Annotated in this window: 14 protein-coding genes and 1 tRNA gene; 6 read left to right on the top strand and 9 right to left on the bottom strand. The window is 49.1% G+C overall.

From position 1 onward, the window contains the following. Nucleotides 1-3: 3 nt before the first annotated feature. The 3 genes from A1sIA79_RS00880 to A1sIA79_RS00870 all read right to left on the bottom strand — a co-directional run bounded on the left by A1sIA79_RS00880 (nucleotide 4) and on the right by A1sIA79_RS00870 (nucleotide 3657). Nucleotides 4-80 (bottom strand) — tRNA-Met (locus A1sIA79_RS00880). Between the two features lie 68 nt (nucleotides 81-148). Continuing rightward, nucleotides 149-2953, bottom strand: coding sequence for a UPF0182 family membrane protein (locus A1sIA79_RS00875; protein ID WP_095674372.1), 2805 nt, complete (start codon nucleotides 2951-2953; stop codon nucleotides 149-151). Further along, nucleotides 2950-3657, bottom strand: a complete 708-nt coding sequence (locus A1sIA79_RS00870; RefSeq protein ID WP_190277067.1) for a S16 family serine protease — start codon at nucleotides 3655-3657, stop codon at nucleotides 2950-2952. Before A1sIA79_RS00870 ends, A1sIA79_RS00875 begins: the two co-directional genes overlap by 4 nt. Nucleotides 3658-4235: 578 nt before the next feature. On the opposite strand from A1sIA79_RS00870, the gene A1sIA79_RS00860 reads away from it, so the two are divergent. From A1sIA79_RS00860 to A1sIA79_RS00845, 4 genes are all read left to right on the top strand, one after another. Beyond that, nucleotides 4236-5549 (top strand): zinc-dependent metalloprotease, encoded by a 1314-nt coding sequence (locus tag A1sIA79_RS00860; protein WP_095674370.1) that lies wholly within the window; start codon nucleotides 4236-4238, stop codon nucleotides 5547-5549. A 214-nt stretch (nucleotides 5550-5763) separates the two neighbouring features. Then, nucleotides 5764-6348 (top strand): M48 metallopeptidase family protein, encoded by a 585-nt coding sequence (locus A1sIA79_RS00855; protein ID WP_095675451.1) that lies wholly within the window; start codon nucleotides 5764-5766, stop codon nucleotides 6346-6348. Between the two features lie 110 nt (nucleotides 6349-6458). After that, a complete protein-coding gene (locus tag A1sIA79_RS06925) occupies nucleotides 6459-6650 on the top strand; it encodes a DUF5679 domain-containing protein (RefSeq protein ID WP_190277095.1) in 192 nt (63 codons plus the stop codon). Nucleotides 6651-6812: 162 nt separating this feature from the next. Then, nucleotides 6813-7934, top strand: a complete 1122-nt coding sequence (locus A1sIA79_RS00845) for a hypothetical protein (protein WP_095674368.1) — start codon at nucleotides 6813-6815, stop codon at nucleotides 7932-7934. Between the two features lie 19 nt (nucleotides 7935-7953). On the opposite strand, the gene A1sIA79_RS00840 is transcribed toward A1sIA79_RS00845, so the two are convergent. The 4 genes from A1sIA79_RS00840 to nudC form a co-directional block, all read right to left on the bottom strand. Then, nucleotides 7954-8325: a WhiB family transcriptional regulator gene (locus A1sIA79_RS00840; RefSeq protein WP_095674367.1), complete on the bottom strand. Its 372-nt coding sequence runs from the start codon at nucleotides 8323-8325 to the stop codon at nucleotides 7954-7956. Between the two features lie 136 nt (nucleotides 8326-8461). Beyond that, entirely contained in the window at nucleotides 8462-8653 is a 192-nt protein-coding gene (locus A1sIA79_RS00835; RefSeq protein WP_095674366.1) for a hypothetical protein, read from the bottom strand. A gap of 66 nt (nucleotides 8654-8719) precedes the next feature. Next, the gene (locus A1sIA79_RS00830) at nucleotides 8720-10372 is read right to left on the bottom strand and encodes an ATP-dependent helicase (RefSeq protein ID WP_095674365.1); all 1653 of its coding nucleotides are present in this window, start codon (nucleotides 10370-10372) and stop codon (nucleotides 8720-8722) included. After that, on the bottom strand, nucleotides 10363-11292 hold the full coding sequence (gene nudC, locus A1sIA79_RS00825) for an NAD(+) diphosphatase (RefSeq protein ID WP_095674364.1): 930 nt from the start codon (nucleotides 11290-11292) through the stop codon (nucleotides 10363-10365). The genes A1sIA79_RS00830 and nudC overlap by 10 nt, the downstream gene beginning before the upstream one ends. 25 nt (nucleotides 11293-11317) lie before the next feature. Between nudC and A1sIA79_RS00820 the strand changes: the two genes are divergently transcribed. Continuing rightward, the gene (locus A1sIA79_RS00820; protein WP_190277066.1) at nucleotides 11318-12145 is read left to right on the top strand and encodes an endonuclease/exonuclease/phosphatase family protein; all 828 of its coding nucleotides are present in this window, start codon (nucleotides 11318-11320) and stop codon (nucleotides 12143-12145) included. 78 nt (nucleotides 12146-12223) lie between these two features. Beyond that, the gene (gene katG, locus A1sIA79_RS00815; RefSeq protein ID WP_095674362.1) at nucleotides 12224-14425 is read left to right on the top strand and encodes a catalase/peroxidase HPI; all 2202 of its coding nucleotides are present in this window, start codon (nucleotides 12224-12226) and stop codon (nucleotides 14423-14425) included. A 1-nt stretch (nucleotide 14426) separates the two neighbouring features. Here the strand turns inward: katG and A1sIA79_RS00810 are convergent, their stop codons facing one another. Together A1sIA79_RS00810 and A1sIA79_RS00805 are read right to left on the bottom strand one after the other, a co-directional pair. After that, nucleotides 14427-17639 (bottom strand): ATP-dependent DNA helicase, encoded by a 3213-nt coding sequence (locus A1sIA79_RS00810; RefSeq protein WP_095674361.1) that lies wholly within the window; start codon nucleotides 17637-17639, stop codon nucleotides 14427-14429. Beyond that, on the bottom strand, nucleotides 17636-20722 hold the full coding sequence (locus A1sIA79_RS00805; protein WP_095674360.1) for an ATP-dependent helicase: 3087 nt from the start codon (nucleotides 20720-20722) through the stop codon (nucleotides 17636-17638). Before A1sIA79_RS00805 ends, A1sIA79_RS00810 begins: the two co-directional genes overlap by 4 nt. Nucleotides 20723-20739: the final 17 nt, after the last annotated feature.

Here is a 20739-nt window from a genome sequence, read left to right as displayed (position 1 = left end):
CATTGGTAGCGGGGGCAGGATTTGAACCTACGACCTCTGGGTTATGAGCCCAGCGAGCTACCGAGCTGCTCCACCCCGCGTCGGAAGCGCAATCATAAGCGCAACTACAACACATCACCAAATCGGTGATGTGCGTAGGTGTAATTGACTACTTGCGCGATTGTGCAGCGAGAGCAGCAGCGATAGCTGACTTGAGTCGATCTTGTGCGCGACCATAAGCTGAGAAGTCGCCCTTAGCAAGTGCGGCTTGTCCATCTGCAATTGCTTGCTTAGCACTTTGTAGCGCACTTGCAAGATCAGCAGAACTATTGCTCGTTGTTGGATTTGCTGTTGATGAAGTCGTACCAGAGTTGCCACCGAATACTTGATCCAGTGCACCCTTGAGCGAACTATCAAAACCAATCACATCTCCAAATGAGACCAACACTTTCTGAAGTAGTGGGTAGGCAGCCGAGTTAGCAGTCGCTAACACATAGACCGGTTGCACGTAGAGCAGGCCATTTCCAACTGGAAGTGTGAGCAAATTACCAAGCACAACATCAGATCCACCTTGTCGCAGAAGCGAGAGTGCATTTGCAACTTCTGGCTTGGCTTCGAAGTTCGATGCAACTTGAGATGGTCCTGCGATCGCTGTACTGCGCGGTAATTGCAGGACAGTAATTTTTCCATAATCCGGACCCGCTGTTGAATTCACGGCAGCAAATGCAGAAAGGTTTTCACGTCCACCTCGTGGCACAAATGGAGTTGTTAGCGAGTACGCCGGTGTCTTTGAACCTGGCATCTGCACAGTCATGTAGTACGGCGGCTGCGCACCAGCATTTGCTCCAAAAGTAGAGGGATCGCGCGGCACACGCCAGAAATCTTGTCCACCGTAGAAGGCAGCTGCGTTATTCACATGATACGAACTTAGGATGTCGCGTTGAACACGGAACATATCTTCTGGGTAGCGAACATGCTCCAGTAGCCCCTTAGACATGGTGCTCTTTGCCTTTACTGTATTTGGAAATGCCTTCATCCAGGTCTTAAGGACAGGGTCTTTCTCATCCCACTCATAGAGCGTGACGCTTCCGTTGTAGGCATCGACAGTTGCTTTGACAGAGTTTCGAATGTAGTTCACCTTCGTATTTGTCTGAGCTGTAATTGAAGTTGAATTCGCTGTCAGCGCATCAGCAGTTGCTGTGGAAAGTGATGTGGTTTGAGCATATGGATAGCCAGCACTTGTTGTGTAACCATCGATAATCCACATAACTTTGCCATCGACAATGGATGGATATGGATCTCCATCGAGAGTAAGCCATGGAGCAACCTTCGCTACGCGCTCACGAGGTGAACGGTTGTAGAGAATCTTGGAATCAGCATTAATGAGGTTAGAAAGCAAGATGCGTTGCTCTTGATACTTAATTGCAAAGAGCAACTTATTAATGGTGCTACCAACGGCAACACCACCGGTTCCTGTGTATGTGTAATTCTTCTGACCATTTGCAGAACTATCATCTGGATAGTCGAATTCAACTGGAGATTCAGTCTTCTTTCCACCAATAATTGAGTAGTCAGGAACATTCTCACCAAAGTAGATACGGGGCTGGAACTCGCCTAAGCCTTTAGTTGGCGGAAGATCGCCGACTGCAAAACTTGGCTTTCCATCTGCATCTACAGTATTTGCATAGGCTGCGACATAACCGAAGCCGTGTGTATATACCAAGTGATCATTAATCCAATTTCGACTTGGGTTACCTTCGATATTAAGTTCGCGAACAGCTACAACAGCATCACGAGAAACTCCATCGATTGTGTAACGATCAATATCTAGTGACTGTGGGAATGTGTAATAAGGCTTAATCTGCTGAAGCTGGCGGAAGGTTGCAGAAATTACATTGGGATCCATCAATCGGATGTTGGCAATTGTCGCCGCATCCTTGGCAAGTTGCCCGGCGCTGGTAGATAGCGTTGCGTTGTAATCCTGAATCTCAACTCCGTCTAGATCATAAGCGGCGCGGGTAGCTTCAATATTGCGCTCAATATAGGGAGCTTCCTTAGATGATTCAGATGGCTTTACTTGGAATTGCTGAATCGCCGCTGGATACAGACCAGCGATGAGAACTGAAGAGATAACAAGTAAGGCTGTGCCTGCTGCTGGCAATAGCCATGAGCGACGAACGATATTTGCAAAGAAGAGGAGTGAGCAAACCACAGCGATAGCGGACAGGATTGCTTTCGCGGGTAGCAAAGCATTGACATCTGCGAACTTAAGTCCGGTGATGAGTGTGCTCTCTTTAAGTGCGAGGGCAAAGCGATCAAACCAGTAAGCAACAGCTTTGAGTAGAACAATGAGTCCGAGCAAGATCGAAATCTGAACTCTGGCTGCAACCGTTGTTCGATCAGTTTGCACAGCTGTACGAATTCCGCCATACATGTAATGAACGAATGCACTCGCAAGTGCTGCCAAGATAAGGGTTGAAATTCCCCAACCAATCAGGGCCTGGAAAATTGGGAGTTTAAAAGCAAAGAAGGAGATATCAAGATTGAACTGAGGATCCTTAACGCCAAATTCAGTTGAGTTTCTAAAGAGTAACCACTGGCGCCAGAACGCCATTCCGGAAGATCCAGCAAAATAAATAAGGACCAGACAGATTCCGGCAAAGACTAAGAGCCGAATCGGTTCAATCTGTGCGCGTAAACGCTCAAGGCCGTTGACTTCAATACTTGCTGGGACATAGAGCGGACGAGTTCTATATGCAATAAAGATATTGAGTGAGATTACGAAGGAGGTAATTAACCCGATCAGAAAAAAGAGCTGAATCTTTGTGACAAGAACTGTTGTCCAGACGGATGTGAAATCTACAGATTTAAACCAGAGCCAGTCGATATAGAAGCTGCTGAAGTAAAGAGTTGCAGCTGCTAGTGCAACCAATATTCCAGCAGTAATGACGAGCGGGCTACGATTTCTATTCATGCCGATAGATTAGTGCACCCCTGGACCCCTCGAAAATCGGAATTTCCCCCACCTTTAAGCGCCAGATAGGCCTCTTCTAGCGTTGAGACGGCAATCACTTTCAATCCATCTACCTCACCCGAGATCTCATCGCAGTTTTTCCGGGAGATGAAAAGTAGCTCTACGCCAGCTGCGCGCGCCGCCACAATCTTCTCTTGAACGCCACCAATTGCCCCCACCGCACCTGACTTTGAGATTGTTCCGGTGGCTGCAATCTTTCTTCCTTGCAAAAGATTCTCAGGTGCTAGTAGTTCTACTAGACCAAGTGAAAAAATCAGCCCTCCACTTGGACCACCAGTATTTTTCAAGGATACTTTCAGGGATGCATCGGTAAGCTCAGCAAGGTTGAGCTCTGGATACTTTTTTGCAAAGAGTTTCTTCGTTGCCACAATCGCTGAATTTTGCGATTGCTTCATCTCTTTCGCACCTTCGGCTAATTCAGCCTTGTCATCAGTTACTTTGGGGTAGATAACCGAACGTGGGGTGACTACACATGTCGGCTTAATCCAACAGTGAAGAACTTGAAATCCCAGCACCAGCGTTTGGGGGTTAGTGACCCAGATAGATAGGAGAAACATCTGACCATCGACGGGATAAGTTTTTACTGAATTAACTTTGAGCATCTTTGGAAAGAGTGGATTTCCTTCGCCAGGATTAATCAACACGAAATTAACAGGAAGAACGAGGGGCGCGATAAGAAAAAGAGAGATAAGAATTCTGGTGATCCTAGAAGTCCGTCTATAACCTGTTCTAGCAAGCGCGCGCGGCACTCGAAGAAGTGGAATTCGAGGAATGTGCATAAATTACGTGCTAGTTATCTCGATGTTCTGGGACTTGTTCCTCTGGCACCTGGACTTGAGGCACCTGGGTTACCGGTGCTTGAGTTTCGGTGCGAAAAGAGTCTTGAAAACGCTGAAAGTTTCCTACTGATCGCGTTGTTTCGGATTCGAATTTTCCTTTAAATTTTGAGATCCACAGGACGTAGCCAATTCCGCCGATGAGAGCGCTTATCGGTACTACCCACCAAATCAAGGCGGCAAAAGTGCTACTGCCCGCGACTATTGCAGAGCTATTGCCGAGGAGATCCATAGAAAAGAGCCTACCCTTTCTGGGAAGAAAGTGCTGACTCTCATGGTTGCAGTAAATCTAGATGTATTAGATATTCAGACTGCTCATTTCGATACATCTGAATAGACTCGAACCAGAAGACAGCGCGGCGCGGAAAGAGAAAAGAGGGTTACACATGTCACCTTTTGGATTTACTCCAGATGATGGAGATGAAGAAGGTAAGAAGCCGGAAGATTTTTCCGCGATGATGCGCCAAATGCAGGAACAAATTCAGAAACAATTTGAACAGATGGGAATAAACCCAGCAGGTTTTATCAATCCTTTTGCCGCCTTTGCTGGTGGTAGCACAGATGCACTTCCCAAGAACGTCGTGCGAGACACGGCAAAGAAATTTGTGCAAGTGCAAGGGTCAGAACCAATCGGCACTAAAGATGTCAGTGTGGTTGCTAGCGCTTTTGAAATTTCTGATCTCTGGCTCAATGAAGCAACACACTTTCCAGCAACGCAATCCTCTTCTTCCCCACGCGCCGTGAGCCGACTCGATTGGGTGGATCTCACACTCGATGGCTGGCACCAGACAATGGAGCCACTTGCTACTGGACTCTCCACTGCAATCTCAGGGCTACTAGATGAAGCATCAGGAAGCTCAGAAGAGATGGCCAACTCCATGGGCGCCATCACTGGTCTCTTGCGCACGTTTATCGGTTCCATGATTGCCACTCAGTTGGGCCAAGCCATTGGCTCTATTTCAGCCTCGGCCACAGGTGTGCACGATGTAGGGCTGCCATTGCTTACCCCAGCCCACCCAGTATTGATCCCAGAAAACATTGAAAAGTGGAGCACCGATCTTGAGATCCCAAAGAGTGAGGTCTATATCTTTCACGCACTTCGGGAAGCTTCGGTAGCAAGATTATTTGAACATAATCCTTGGATCGTTGCCTACATTCGCAGCGCCATTGTTGATTATGGTCGCGGAATTCATATCGATATGGATGCAATTCAACGTCAAGCCGAAGATGCAATGCAGAACTTTGATCCTTCCCAGATGAATCCGGAATCTGGCGAGAATTCATTCTCGATTGCGCTTAATAAAGGGATCTTTACACCGGAGGAAACACCAGCACAACGTGCCGCTCTTTCTAAACTAGAAACCGTACTTGCACTTGTCGATGGTTGGGCAGATGAAGTCACCACACAAGCAGCCGGGGATCGTTTGCCGGCACTTGCCCAACTTCGCGAGATCTACCGGCGCCAACGCGCAACGAGTGCACCATCACAACAACTCTTCTCGTCACTTCTTGGATTGCAGGTAACTCCTCGACTAGCGCGAGAAGCGAGCGCTTTCTGGCAGAAGATTCGTGAAGTAAAAGATATTGCAGCTCGCGATCAGATCTGGAGTGGCATTTTGCCAAGTGCCCAGGAGTTACTTGATCCTGAAAAATTCATGAAATCTGCCCAGATTCCAGATGACCTCAGCGGCCTGCTCTAAATAGCCCTAAAAGAAAAGCGAAGTCCCCGGGCGCACATTTTAATATCTGCCTTCCCCTTGCAGATATCAAACGGTTATCCGAGGACTTCGTATGCGCAAAGTACGAGACTTTTTTACCGGAATCAAATGTAAATCACTAAGACACAAGAAAATTTTCTTGTCAAGAAATCTAGATTCCTCTTCAATTGAAGACTTTTTCTATTACATTTCCTCAATGACAACTTCAGGGTTTCCGGGTGAATTTGAAGAAGAGACTCTGCCGGGGCTCGGCGAAGGCGAAATCATCGTCATTCGCTCTGCTCGGCGAAAGAAAAGTATCTCTGCCTATCGACAGGGTGGAAGAATTGTCATCTCTATTCCAGCGCGCTTAAGCAAAGCTGACGAACGAGTGATCGTGCCCGAGATGATTGCCAAGATTCGCAGCCAAGAACAGTCCCAAACCCCTGGTGAGGCAGATTTGGCGCGGCGCATCGATGAATTACTCACTGAGTTGGCTCCAGAAATTACTATCCGCCCCATTTCAGTTACATGGAGGCCGATGCGCGAGCGTTGGGGCTCATGCACAAGCGTTGATCGCACCATCAGAATCTCAGACCGTTTGAAGCTCGCTCCAGAATACGCCCGGGATTATGTGCTCTTCCATGAAGCCATCCACCTTCAATTCTTCGACCACGGCGAAGGATTCACCAAGGTTTTATCCCGTTTTGAGGACTCTGAGCTAGCAACTGCCTATCTGGATGGCTATGAGGCGGCCGAACGCGCCCTTCTTGCCCCTACAGAACTCTCGAAACTGCCCTAATTCCTTTGATAATCTTGGAAATAAAGATGTAAGGGAATCTACGCGTGATTTCCCCGATTTTGAGCGTGGCGCAGAGTACTATTTTGACCAGTACGCATGGCGCCTAGCTCATGGGTCGAACGGAGGCAAAAATGTCAGAGGTAGAGACATACAAGGGTGACGCTTACTGCGTTAAGTGCAAAGCAAAGCGTGATTTCGAAGGAACAGTAAAGATCTCCGAGTCTGGTCGTCGCATGGCACAGGGTATTTGCCCAGTGTGTGGCACCAAGGTAAATCGCATTCTCGGCAAGAAGCCAGAATAAGTCACCACATATACGTAGAAATAACCCTCGCTCACTGAGCGGGGGTTATTTTTTTACGCGCAGTACTCCCCTGCACTCATAGGGTGAGAAAACACTCGCCTTGCACACAGCGGCGCCGGCGCCGGCAAGTTCAGGCCGAGGTAAGTGCGCATCCTTTGCCACATGAGAGAACTCAAACGCGGAGTTGCACTAAGTCAGAGCACTACACCCGGCCAATACTTCCTCGGAACCCTGAAGCGAGTCATTCGGATCTCCACCCCGGAAGAGAAAGTGATTGCCCTCGCGCTGGCACTCGGAAAGTCTGAGAAAGAAATCCTACAAACACCTAACGTACTAGATGCAACGGTGAGCACGCTCTTAGCTCAACTCGAAGAAGAAGAATTAATCAACCACGAGCAAGGTGTGCTCAGAGTTTCCCAACGTTTTGTCTCCAAATTAGATAACCGAGTGAAGAAAAATAGTAGACCCACATTTGATGCTGGAGTCCAACAGTTACAACGCAGGTGCGCACCTGAGTTAAACCAAACAAATTGGATTACCGGTGTCATCGATGGTGGTGTTGAAATGTTAAGTTCCCGGCAAAATTATCTCTGCGAAATTTCGGGAAACAATCGAGTTGCCACACTTCTCTACTCGCTTCTACTTGCAAGTGGACTTTCGCAAGTGCGCTTCACACCAGCATCGCGTGGGGCATATCCACTCATCAGTGATATCGATATGGCACTTTCGACATTCCGGCAATCAGATACTGGAACCGCCTTTAAGAGCCATTGCGAGATGATGAGAAGAGAACTTGCGCTATTTCCCCTTGATCGCCATGAGAATTATCTTGATGAGGTATCAACTCCTGATTTACGTATTCATTGCGGTGATATTAATCCGGAAACTCTTTCACTCTGGATGAGCTCTGGCGAAAAATTTCTCATCATTCCTTCTCCACGCGCAGATAGTGCGCTGATTGGTCCCTTGGTAATTCCGGGTGTGAGTCCCTGCCTGCGTTGCTATGAGCTTTCATCCAGGGAACAACGTGGCGTAGTAGACCACCTTGATTTCACACCAGATGTTGCAAAGGAATATCCACAAATTGCCGCTCACTTTATTGCGGCGATGGCGGCTTCATTGATTGTGCAATTTTGTGATGCCACCACTGTCGCTAATCAGACAGATACGGCGGCCGACTTTTCAGCGCTGCTCGGAATAGCTATTTCAATTGACTATCAATTACTTGCCTACCCACAGGTGGTGGCGATCCCTCGCCACCCACTCTGTGGGTGTGCCTTTTAAGTTAAGCCAATTACCTGACTTAAGCTAGCGCTTGCTCGTTCTGAACAATGCGAGCAGCTGCAATCACCTGACGTGGCGGTCTCCCGGCACGACGCTTACGTTCAATGATCACGCCATCTTCGATGAGCTGTCCGCCCCACACACCACATGGTTCTTGGCGTGAGAGCGCACCATCGAGACACTTGTTGCGCACCGGACATGTGCCACAGAGCGCCTTCGCCTCTGCAATTCCCTGATCTGTCTCTGAGTAGAAGAGTTCAGGGTCAGCTTGATGGCATGGCAGGGTGAAAGCCTTGGCGTTGTCGTATGTGAATGTCACATCGTTTAGGCCAATCTTTTCGCCGGTCTCTGCCCAGCCTGGTACCTGTAGTTCGCTGAAGAGAACGCTCATCGTCCTCACCCCCTGTTATCTCTCTAGTTGGTCTTGCTCTTGTTATCTCTTTTTGATTTCTTCTTTGATTTGGGTAATAAAAAAGGACCTCCAAATCCATCGAGTGGATTTGAGGCCCTTGTGGGACTGTTCGGTTTTATCCGATTAGTACTCCAGTAGCCTCATCCACTGCATAAAAGTTGGCGTAAAACGCTGACTTTGTAGCTGTGGGCCAAACTGTTCGCTTATGTGAACGCTTGGTTGCAGAAGCTGTTGAATGTGTGAAGGCAGCAGAAGGTGCAGCAGCGCATGCGCCTGCTGTGATGATTGAAGTCATGACATTTGCCATTTTCAATCCCCTTCCGTGTTTTCGAACTCTAAGGGTACAAGATGGTCATTGCTTCGTGCAAGGCAATTAAATAAGGCCAGATTCACGCAGGAATTGGCTTGGATTGCCCCGATAAGAGATATGCAGATCAGCCTTGGCGCGGGTGATTCCCACATAAAAGAGCCTTCGCTCCTCTTCGATAACGGCCTCACCTGAACTATTAGTCAGCGGCAATTGGCCATCTGATGCACCGATCAGAAATACCCGCTCCCATTCCAGACCTTTAGCTGCATGCAGCGTTGCCAGTGTGACAACCGGCATGGTCGGTGGATTGTTCTGTTGCACCCGGTCTTCTACTTCACGCAGATATGTGCGCAGAGTTTTTGGAGTGAAATTATCATCGTCATCTAGTTCACGCGCTAAATGCAGTAGCGCTGCAATTCCATCGATTGCTTCACCTGTTAAATAAGGCTGGGCGAGGGAGCGTAGTTCATCGATCCATCCTTGGCCTTCAGCCGGAATAACCGATGCTTGCCGCACTTGCTTGAGGAAATCACGCACTTCGCGGCGTTCAAAGAATCTTTCTGTATTTCGCACTTGATATGGAATCTTCTGCGCCAGCATTGCTTTCTCTGCACCTTTAAGTTGTGCATTAGTTCTAGCCAAGATCGCAACCTCTTGTGGCTGGGTGCCGTTTACTAAGAGAGCATTGATTTGCGCCATGACTCCGCGAATCTCTGCCGGTTCATCGCCATAGCCGGTGACAATTGGTTTCGAGCCATGGCTATTAAAGGCAACAAGTTCCTGACCCATAGTTCCGTGACGCAAGAGCGCATTGGCGGCAAAAGTGATTTCAGGAGTGGAGCGGTATCCAGTTGTTAAACGGATAACTTCGGCCTCCGGAAAACGTTGCGTAAATGAATTAAGGAATACCGGGGTAGCGCCAGCAAATGAATAAATAGTTTGGGCGGGATCACCAACGACACAGATATCGGTGCGCGTTCCAAGCCAAGCATTAATCAGTCGCTGTTGAATGGGAGAAATATCCTGGTACTCATCGATAGTGAAATACCGATATTGGTCTTGCACTCGCTCGCGCACATCGCGCTCTTCTTCTAACATCGCAGAACATAAGAGAAGTACATCTTCGAAATCAATGGCAAGCTCTTGCTTCTTAATTGATTCATAGGCGGTATAGACCTGAACCATCTGCTCTGGCGTAACGCGCGGCTTCTGCATTCGCTTACTTACTTCATCGATGTAATCAGTGGGTCCGACTTGAGAAACCTTCGCCCATTCAATCTCAGCGGCAATATCTCGCATCAATTCGCGGTTGGTAGCACGCAGCGAGCCACTTAGCCCCGCGCGATTAATTGCTTCGGTAAGAAAGCCAGTCTTGGTTGTCATCAGATCTGGTGTGCGACCACCGAATACTGAGGGCCAAAAGTAGAGCAGCTGCTTAAGGGCAGCAGAGTGAATCGTGCGAGCGGCAACGGTCGGCACGCCAAGTGTGCGAAGTCGGGCTCGCATTTCACCAGCAGCTTTTGCAGTAAAGGTCAGCGCCAATACTTTCTGCGGATCCATCGTGCCAATCGCTGCTGCATAGGCAATGCGATGTGTGATTGCGCGAGTTTTTCCGGTGCCAGCACCTGCAATGACACAGACCGGACCACGTGTAGCAAGTGCTACCGCCCTTTGATCAGGATCAAGGGCTGCAAGTATTGAGTCTTCTATCGCCATGTCTGGCCGCCGGGTGCGCTCTCACCCAACCAGCGTTCAATCATCTTGCGGGCAACTGAAATTGATGGTGGGAGCAAGAGCGAACCATCTTTAGCCGCAGCCAATAATTGCGCGCGGGTAAACCATTTCACTTCTGTGATTTCTTGCCCATCACCTTGTGCGCGCTCTGGATTATCTGTCACTGCTTCAAATGCAATCATGATGCTGGCCGGAAATGGCCACGGTTGTGATCCCAAGTAGTTCAACTCTGTTACAACAACTGCTGATTCTTCTAAAACTTCGCGCGCAACGCATTGTTCAAATGTTTCACCCGGTTCAAGAAAACCAGCAAAGGTGGAGAAACGACCTTCTGGCCAGATTGGTTGATGTCCAAGCAAAATGCGATCACTGCGATCTTTGACAAGCACAATCACCGCAGAATCGGTGCGCGGGTGGTGTTGGCTGCCATCTGCATCGCACGTGCGCGCTGCTCCACCAAGATCCACTCGAGTTGCGCCACCACATCTTGGGCAACGTGGATGTGCACGATGCCAATTACTTAACCCCATGGCATGTAATGAAATTTCTAACTCTTGCTCACTCAGTAGTGAGCCAATCTCACGAACAGTGGAGAATCCGACTTCTTTGACTTCATCTGCGATCGTGCCAACCCACTCGGTATCCCATGCAAAGAAAGGCGCCTTGGTGTGCAGATCTAAACCTAAGAAGTAGCGACTTCCTTCAGTAAAAGTGTGTGCGGCAATATTCGCCGCCACTTGTTCGGCGTTGATGAGGCTCAATTTTGAATCAACTGCTGCAATGCGGCCTTCTGCAATCTGCAAGATTTGTGCGCGTTGCCACAATTGATCAAGTGTTTCTTGGTTCACCCGAAGTTCACCTGCACGATCAATGCGGGAGGTGTGTTGGTTTATCGCGCTCACTGGTGCAGGTTACTAGTGTGTGGGGGTGCGCATCACCTCATGGAATCTCCTGCATGGAATCTCAATCCCACCTAGGAATTCACCCGATTCGGCCGCCGAACTTGCCGCTGCCGTGCGGTCATTGAACTCGGATGTGATGGGCTTTCAGGAAGTCGATCACTTCTTGCCACGGTCGCAGTCTCGTCCGCAGATTCGCGAAATCGCAGAGAGCGTTGGTGCGCGCGATTGGGCGATGGGTCCCAGTGTGATTGGAACACCCGGTGAGTCATGGCGAAAATTACACGAGCACGAACCTGCGTTGATTACAGATAAGAGTTCGCATTCAGAACTCATGCATGGGTGTTATGGAATTGGAATTGTTTCAAAGATACCGGTGAAGTCATGGCATAGATTAGATCTAGGTCGTTCCTTACTTGGGTTACCTCTCATTGTTCCTGGTGATGAAACCGGAAAAGGAAGACCACGTTTTATCTACGTCAAAGATGAACCACGTCTTGCAATTGCTGCGGTGCTGGAAAATGGTTGGACAGTTGTGAATACCCATCTCTCTTTTGTGCCAGGATTGAATTTGCGACAACTGCGTAGAGTCAAAATGTGGGCGCTACGGCTTGCAGAAGAAAGTGGCACCCGCGCGATAGTTATGGGTGATCTGAACTTGCCTATGAATCTGCCTACCGTCTTCTCCCCCTGGAATTCATTGGCCCCAGGCAACACCTACCCCAGCTGGGGAGCCTCGATTAAGTTCGACTATCTGCTCGCCAAAGATTTACATCCGGGTGAATTCTCCGTGATGGACATCTCACACACCGGGTTAAGTGACCATCTGCCTATCGGTATCCAGCTTTCGAATTAACAATTTTTCTCACTTCGGCTAGCCTGTGCTCGTATCTAGTCAGTCTATTTGTAGCTTTTCTTAACTGGAGGAACAACCATGACCACAACTGCATCTCCTACCTCAACTGTTACCGCGCAGTGCCCATACTCCGGTAGCCAACTCAATACCGCTGGCACATATAACACTGACTGGTGGCCAAATAGATTAGATCTCTCGGTCTTGCGCGCAAACTCTCCGGTCTCTGATCCTATGGGTGAAGATTTTGATTACGCCAAAGAATTCTCAAAGCTCAATATCAAAGCGGTAAAGAAAGATATTGAAGCGCTGATGACAACATCACAAGAGTGGTGGCCAGCAGATTATGGACATTACGGTCCATTCTTTATTCGTTTAGCTTGGCATAGCGCAGGCACATATCGCACACACGATGGTCGCGGTGGCGCTGGTGCTGGCATGCAACGCTTTGCTCCTATTAATAGCTGGCCCGATAACGGAAATCTTGATAAAGCTCGTCGTTTGCTCTGGCCAATTAAGCAAAAGTACGGCAAGAAGTTGTCCTGGGCAGATCTCATGATTCTTGTTGGTAACTGCGCAATTGAATCAATGGGACTCAAGACTTTTGGTTTTGGTGGCGGACGCGAAGATGTCTGGGAGCCAGATGAGACTTACTGGGGTAAAGAAAAAGTCTGGCTAACCAACGAGCGTTACTCAGGTAATCGTGTTCTAGAGAAGCCACTTGCTGCAGTGCAGATGGGCCTTATCTATGTAAACCCACAAGGTCCAGATGGAAATCCAGATCCACTTTTATCAGCTATCGATATTCGTGAAACATTTGCGCGCATGGCGATGAATGATGAAGAAACAGTTGCCCTCATTGCTGGCGGTCACACATTTGGTAAGGCACACGGTGCTGCTGATCCCGATAAGTATGTTGGGGCAGAGCCAGAAGGTGCGCCTATCGATGAGATGGGCCTCGGCTGGAAGAACTCATTTGGAACTGGAAAAGGTTCAGACACAATCACTAGCGGCCTAGAAGGTGCTTGGACATCAACTCCAACTAAGTGGGATAACAACTACTTTAAAACTCTCTTTAAGTATGAGTGGAAGCAGACCAAGTCACCTGGTGGCGCAGTTCAATGGATTCCAACCGATGAATCTGCAGCAAAGGCTGTGCCTGATGCACATATTTCTGGCAAGACACATGCACCTGTCATGCAAACGACAGATCTAGCACTTCGCATGGATCCTGCCTATGAAAAGATTTCACGTCGCTTTGCCGAAGATCTCGATGCGCTGGCAGATGCATTTACTCGCGCCTGGTACAAACTCACACACCGCGATATGGGACCTGCAGTTCGCTACCTCGGTTCCCTTGTTCCATCCGAAGAACTCATCTGGCAAGATCCACTTCCAGCTCGCCCAAAGCGAGTAATTGGTAAGACTGAGATTGAAATCCTTAAGAAGAGAATTCTTAGCAGTGGTCTCACATCTGCGCAGTTGGTAACAACAGCGTGGGCATCAGCATCATCTTTCCGTGGAACAGATAAGCGTGGCGGTGCCAATGGTGCTCGTATTCGCTTAGAGCCACAGATCAGCTGGGAAGCCAATAACCCGAAGGAACTCAAGAAAGTTCTTGCTGTTCTGGAGAAGATTCAAACTAACTTCAATAAGAAATCAGCGAAGAAGGTTTCGCTTGCAGATCTGATTGTCTTAGGTGGCACCGTTGCCGTGGAAATCGCGGCAAAGAAGGCTGGCGTGAAGACCAAGGTGCGTTTCACACCAGGTCGCACAGATGCCACTCAGGCGCAGACAGATGTCTTCTCATTCGGATACCTTGAGCCAACAGCTGATGGTTTCCGTAACTACAAGAGTGCATCTGATTCACACCCTACTGAAATCGCACTCGTTGATAAGGCTGCATTCCTTGAATTAACCCCACCAGAAATGACTGTGCTTGTTGGTGGTCTTCGCGCACTCGGTGCTAATTACGACGGCTCAAAGACTGGTGTACTCACATCAAAGAAGGAGACGCTCACAAACGACTTCTTCGTCAACATCCTTGATACCAAGTATGAGTGGGCGCCAACTTCAGTTAAGAACGAGCTTTTTGAAGCAAAAGATCGCAAGACCGGAAAAGTTAAGTGGACCGCTTCTCGCGCAGACTTAGTCTTCGGTTCTCACTCAGAACTTCGCGCACTTTCAGAGGTCTACGCGAGTGCTGATTCAGCAACGAAGTTTGTCGAAGACTTCGTAGCTGCCTGGAGCAAGGTTATGGAGCTTGACCGCTTCGATATCTAAATTACTTAAGTAATAACAGGTCGGTGAGCTCATCTTCACTCAGAAGATTTGCTCGCCGATCTGTTTTATTTATCGGCACATAATAAAAAGCGGCCGAGACCTGCTCAACTGCAATTGACTGCAACTTAGCCCAGGCAAGTCGATAGACAGCTAGCTGCACCGCAGATGATTCACCTAAAGTCTTCGAGCCAGTCTTCCAGTCGACTACTTCAAAACCGTTACTGGTCTGATAAACAGCGTCGATGCGACCGCGCACAAGCACGCCAGCAATAACGGTTTCAAAAGGAACTTCTACCGCATACGGTTGCAACTTCGCCCACTCAGATGCCAGCCACTTCGTTTTCAGGTCTTCCAGTTTCTGGTCTTGCTCAAAAGGTGTGATCAAATCAAAGTCTTCATCATCAAAGAGCGTTTTGGCATTGAAATGGTTCTCAATCCATAAGTGAAATGCCGTTCCGCGATGTGAGTATTCATCCATAGCTCGCGGCATTGGGCGGCGAATGTTGCGAGCAAGTTCTACTGGATCTTCATGCAGTGCAATGAGTGTGGAGGTAGAAAGACGCGGTGGCAATGCAACATCGCGCGCACCTAACTTAAACTCTTCAAATTCAGCAATTATTGCCCGGGCATCCTCAACTAGCTCTGCCAGTTCTGCCGGTGCAGGTGCGTCTAGGTTTAACGGCGCAGCTGATTCAACAAGTGCCACGGTGCGATCAAAAGCTGCCCGCTTGTCTCCGAGTGGATCTTGTGGCCACTGCGCTGTGATCTCAATATCTTTGGCTGGGTTTCGATCCGTGCTCTCTGGTGCAGTGGGGGCGCTGAGCACTGTGCCGCACTGACTTGCGATCTGTTGCACCTTCTCATAAAGCACAGATGGTTGAACAGGTTTTGCGCCATCGCGCCAGAACGAAGTCGAACAGAATAAGTGTGTGCGAGCACGTGTAATGGCAACATAGCCAAGGCGAATCTCTTCCCGCATCTTAAAGTCAACGCACTCTTGCGCAAATGCATCGATTGCTTTTTTAGCTTGCGCATTAGTTGTTGATGCATTCCAAGAAAACGTTGGCAAGATGTCAGCATCTCCGCGCAGTGAAAATGGAATATGGCGTTCATTGGTAATCCAGTTATCAGGATCACTTGCATTGGCTCCAGGAAATGTCCCCTGCGCTAACCCTGGAACTGCAACAACATCCCATTCGGCGCCTTTTGCCATATGCACGGTGAGAATCTGAACCACACTGGCATCGGCCTCTGGCGCCCCAGCTTTGAGTCCACCTTCTTCTTCACTTGCAACATCGAGCCATTGCAAGAAGGCAGAAAGTGAGCCACCGCTTCGCGCAAACTTAGCTGCTTCATCCATAAAGCGATCAAGGTGGCGCCGGCCATGTGTGCCACCATCTCGTAACATCACTTCACTTTCTAAGTTCAGATAGCGCTCGATTTCAACGATGAGATCAGTAATGGGTGCAGATGCACGAGAACGCAGGCGACGTAGGTCGGATGCAAAAGATGCAAGTCGTTGGTAGCCAGCGCTGCTGAACTTAGATTTGTCGCACCTCTCGATTTCATCCAGGGCGTCAATCACACTTCCAATAAATTGATCATCGGCTTCAGCCGATGCTGGGTTTCCGGCAACAATGTTCTTCACAATGCTGCGACTATCAGATGAGAGCGCCTCTGATCGCGAGCGTGCAAAGCGACCAAGGGCGGCAATATCGCGCGGACCTAAGTTTATGCGCGCTCCGGTTAAGTGACGCATCAGTGATGCACCAGCGCTGGGGTTGTTAATAATTTTCAGCATTGCCACTAAATCTGCAATTTCCGGAACATGCACAAGTCCGCCTAAACCAAGGACTTCCGAAGGAATTCCCGCCTTTGCTAGCGCCTCTTGAATGAGAGCTATCTGCGCCCGCTTTCGCACCAGTACGGCGAAGGTGCGGGGAACTTTTAGGTGCGGTTGTAAGCGACTTGGGTTATTCCAAAGCGGTGTGAAGTATTCAGCAATTGCAGCTGCCTCTGCATCAACGTTTTCAAAGATCCCGCAGGTGAGATCACCAGCACCTGCATGTTCGTGTGGCTTTAGCGCAGCAACGTTAATGCCTTCAAGTTCGCGCACACCTGCTGAAATTTCATTTGCAAGTGCGAGAATTGATTTATCGTTTCGGTAGGTGGTCAGTAATTCATATACCTTCTTACCGGTAGCACCCTCGGCCTTTGGAAAGTTTGCATTAAATGCGCTAATCGTTCCAGAGGATGCACCGCGCCAGGTATAGATAGATTGGCAAGGGTCACCGACGGCGGTAACCGGATGGCCGCCACCGAAGAGGGCCGAAAGCAAACGCACCTGAGATTGGGAAGTATCTTGATATTCATCAAGAAGTACGACGGGATACTTAGCGCGCTCCAATACCCCGACATCTGCAAAGTTAACTGCAATATCTGCAGCCAGTGCTATCTGATCATCAAATGAGAGTTCACCTGACTTTCTGCGTTCCTCCAAAAATGCTTGCATCATTGGCAGCATTGCAATGCGTTGGTTGAGTACTTTTGCCACCTTACGTGTCTCTTCGTTAGTTGCACCCGTCATCTGTGCGAGTTCCTCAAGGACTTTTTCATCCGCACTTCTTATCTGATCAACGCTCACGCGATGTTCTAAGACCATTGAGGTGAGGCCCAGTAAATCTTTCACAACGGTACTTGCTGCATCATTTGTGTTAAAAATGCCGTCATCCCACTCGCGGACCAACTTGTTGGCAGACATCCAGAGCGCTGCTTCACCCAGTGGCTGCACATCGGCATCGATGCCATAACGAATTGCATGTTCACTGAGCAACCGCCCGGCATAGGAGTGATAAGTAGTAACTGCAGTCTCAAGGCTGCTAAAAGTGCGCTCTATTCCTTGCTTATCTGCCGCCTGCTGAAACTGGCGTAGGCGCTTTCGAATTCGGGTATTGAGTTCGCCAGCGGCCTTGCGGGTGAAGGTAAGTCCAAGAATTTGATCAGGGCGAGCGAAACCATTGGCCACTAAATACACAACGCGCGCAGCCATGGTCTCAGTCTTGCCAGAGCCGGCGCCAGCGATAACAACAGCTGGCTCAAGTGGATTATCAAAGATAGAGATGATGGGACGTTGCTCATCAGATGGAAGATGAAATGTGGGATCAATCGAGATAATCATCTTCGCTACTTCATCAGGTGTGTATTTTTCAATCATTGATGCACCGCCTTGCCTTCAAGATAGAGCGGACATGAAGGTTTGACCTTGCAACCCTTACACATATCGTTCTTGCGTGCAGTAAATGTGGCACCGCCCATACCAACGGCAATCTCTTCCAGAATAGTTTGGGTGGCCTCAACATCCACGAGCGCATCTTGTTCGCGGGTGCTGTAGCTCTTATTCTTACTTGCCAGATAGACAAGCTGGGCGCCAGAGACAGCAGTTGATGTTAACTTCTCAGCAAAGCCATCTAGAACAACACCGAGCTGGTAACAAGCAAGTTGCAAGTTTGTTTTGGCATCATCGCCAGAAATCTCTTTCTTACCAGTCTTAAAATCAATAATGTAATGCTTGCCATCGCTATCGACTTCAATCCGATCCACATTTCCTCGAATCACCGCTCGACCTACCGTGATTTCAAAACTCCGCTCAACTCCAGCAACGCTTCGGTTGTTATCAGCCAATGACTTACTGTGAAACACCGAGAATCGCTCCAACATCTTTTGTGCGCGCGCAAGGGCGGCATGGCTTATCCAGCCCTGACTATCATCAATCAGCGGCCATGACTCAAGGAGTTTGTGCTGCAATTGCTCATCAGTAATTGCCGGTTCATCGACTTTAAGGCGAGCAAATTCGTGAATGACAGAACCTAATAGCTGCGCTGTGGAATCGCCATCGGTGCCACCGCTCTTTTCCAGAAACCATTTCAGTCCGCACTCAGTGAAGTTCTCTGCCCCCGATGGTGAAACTGGCACAGGTGCACCAGCATCGATGACTGGCGCATCGGTAGTGATGGGCACTGCTCCCAGCCATTGCGAAGGCGCAGCTAGATGTATTCCATTAGCGCTCAAAGTCTTAAGTAGCGCAGCTGCATCGGTGTTCCCGGAAAGAGTTACCTCCCGGCGCAAGGTGGCAACAAGTGCCGGCGCCGTCAGTGGTCTTGGAATTTCAATTGTTGCATCAGATGCCCCACATGAGTGCGCAAAATCTTCAAAGAAGATAGATGGCGTGAGATCTTCGCGCGCAACTGCTGTAACAAGCAGTGACTCTGAGGCACGTGTTGTTGCGACATGAAATAAACGTGCTTCATCTTGGGCTAGTGAATCTGCAGCAATCATATCCAGCGTAGTTTGAGCAAGTTCATCACCATGTCGCACCCGCTCGACCAATCGTTCGGCGCCTAATAAAGAACTTCGTTGCTTTAGATTCGGCCAGGTGCCTTCTTGCACACCTGCAACTGCAACATGGCTCCACTGTCGTCCCTTTGCCGAATGCACAGTAAGTATTTCAACAACATCAGGGCGCACTCCACGCGAAGTAATGAGGTCTGAAACAATGGTTTCATTCTCAATCTCTTGTAAAAAGAGCTCTGGTTTAGCACCTGGAAAACGTTCAATATGGCGGGCTGCAGAATCAAAGAGTTGAATCATGGCATCGAGATCTCGATCAGCTGCAGCTCCTCGGGAGCCACCTTTAAGTGCTGCTGTGCGCCATGATTCGGAAATCTTCACATTCTCGCTGGTAACAGCGTTATTCCAGATTGCCCACAATAGGTCGTGAATCGTGGCGCTCTTCTTGGCAATTGATTTCTTTGCTGCCGCTAAGAGTTCGTGAATACGTAATAGTTCGGCTGAGTCTTCAATGGCAACATCACCAGTAGTGATGGCATCGAGAATAAGTTGTGTGCCAGAACGCTTATCTAGCACTTCATCGCGCGCAGCGAGTAGCGCCGCACGTGTGCGCCGCAGTGAAACCGAAGTTGCTCCGCCAAATTCGCTGGTGAGTAACTTCTCTGCCGTATCAAGGTTTAGTGGTTGCGTTCCAGTTGCCACTCGTGCCGCCAGTAGAAATGGCGCAATGGCAGCGTTATTCGCGATCGCTTCCACATCACCGGCGGTGGGAATACCAACTTGGGCAAAGGCTCTGCGAATAGCTGCGGCGCTCTGTCCATGTGAGCGCACAATCACTGCCATCTGCGAATAGGCGACCCCGCCCATGAGATGAGCCCGCTTAAATTGATAAGCAATGTATTGCCCTTCCTCAGATTCAGAAAAGAGTCGGACAGCTTGTGTGCCAGGTGTGCCACGAAAATTTGTGGTGAGTTCAATCTTCTTCGCACCCTTTGCCACATAAGAATCAATTACAGCGCCAACACCTTCCGGGTCTGCGCCTCGAAATCTTCCCACCGCACTAGCTGCATTAGCGATGATCACGAGGTCTTGTCCGGCAAGTAGGTGCAATAAGTTTCGCTGGGCGGGATCACTTTCTTGGAATTCATCAACAATGATGGTGCTAAATCGTGCGCGCAGCTCAGTCAAAAGTTCTGAGTTACTGCGGAGATAATTAATTGCAGTGTTAATGATTTCAGATGGATCAATGCGCACCTTGGCATCACCGGCCAGCACTTCTTGCAGCGTCATGGCACCTAAATAGCGCTTCCAGAATTGGGCCGCCCCCGGCCAATACTTCTCACCAAGTTGTTTGCCGCGAGTCTCTAACTCATCTGGAGTAACTCCACGTTCATTGGCGCGCATAATGAGATCGCGTAGCTCGCGCACAAATCCTTGCGTCTGCAGTGGCTCACCGAGTGATTGCTCGGTGCGCTGTAAGTCGGCATGCCATTGTTGATAGCCATCTTCGATATCACCTGCTAGTAACTGTGCGATAAAAGTTTCTTGTTCGGAGCCCGATAACAGAATAATCTCGCGCACATTCTCTGCCGTGCGCATCTTAAGAATCGAATAAGCAAGTGAGTGAAATGTTCGTGCTAGTGGTTCATGTGCAGTCTTTGCTGATCGAGTAACAATGGCATCGCGAATTTCAGAGGCACGTTCGCGCCCGTAGGCAATAATCAAAATTGAGTCGGGGCTTTGTCCTGCGGCAATTCGGGAAAGCGCTGCTTCAATAACAACTGTGGTCTTACCGGTGCCAGTTGCGCCAGTGATTATCAGCGGGCTGCCGCGGTGAGCAACTGCAGCTTGCTGTTCTGCGCTGAGTTGATGAGCCTGTGCGAAAGGCAAAAACCCCTCATCGTGACTTCGCACTAGGCGAAGCGGTGATGAAGGGTTCTGCTTACTCATAGTTGCTATTTAACCCT

The organism is Candidatus Planktophila versatilis (assembly GCF_002288105.1).
Classification (GTDB): Bacteria; Actinomycetota; Actinomycetes; order Nanopelagicales; family Nanopelagicaceae; genus Planktophila; species Planktophila versatilis.
This window is presented reverse-complemented; position numbering and strand designations above follow the sequence as displayed.

What these genes read in the sequence shown, in the direction of transcription:
- katG (WP_095674362.1), top strand. Translation starts at nt 12,224, where the DNA reads ATGACCACAACTGCATCTCCTACCTCAACTGTTACCGCGCAGTGCCCA.
- A1sIA79_RS00830 (WP_095674365.1), bottom strand. Translation starts at nt 10,372, where the DNA reads ATGGCGATAGAAGACTCAATACTTGCAGCCCTTGATCCTGATCAAAGG.
- A1sIA79_RS00855 (WP_095675451.1), top strand. Translation starts at nt 5,764, where the DNA reads ATGACAACTTCAGGGTTTCCGGGTGAATTTGAAGAAGAGACTCTGCCG.
- A1sIA79_RS00845 (WP_095674368.1), top strand. Translation starts at nt 6,813, where the DNA reads ATGAGAGAACTCAAACGCGGAGTTGCACTAAGTCAGAGCACTACACCC.
- A1sIA79_RS00840 (WP_095674367.1), bottom strand. Translation starts at nt 8,325, where the DNA reads ATGAGCGTTCTCTTCAGCGAACTACAGGTACCAGGCTGGGCAGAGACC.
- A1sIA79_RS06925 (WP_190277095.1), top strand. Translation starts at nt 6,459, where the DNA reads ATGGGTCGAACGGAGGCAAAAATGTCAGAGGTAGAGACATACAAGGGT.
- A1sIA79_RS00835 (WP_095674366.1), bottom strand. Translation starts at nt 8,653, where the DNA reads ATGGCAAATGTCATGACTTCAATCATCACAGCAGGCGCATGCGCTGCT.
- A1sIA79_RS00810 (WP_095674361.1), bottom strand. Translation starts at nt 17,639, where the DNA reads ATGATTGAAAAATACACACCTGATGAAGTAGCGAAGATGATTATCTCG.
- A1sIA79_RS00805 (WP_095674360.1), bottom strand. Translation starts at nt 20,722, where the DNA reads ATGAGTAAGCAGAACCCTTCATCACCGCTTCGCCTAGTGCGAAGTCAC.
- A1sIA79_RS00875 (WP_095674372.1), bottom strand. Translation starts at nt 2,953, where the DNA reads ATGAATAGAAATCGTAGCCCGCTCGTCATTACTGCTGGAATATTGGTT.
- A1sIA79_RS00860 (WP_095674370.1), top strand. Translation starts at nt 4,236, where the DNA reads ATGTCACCTTTTGGATTTACTCCAGATGATGGAGATGAAGAAGGTAAG.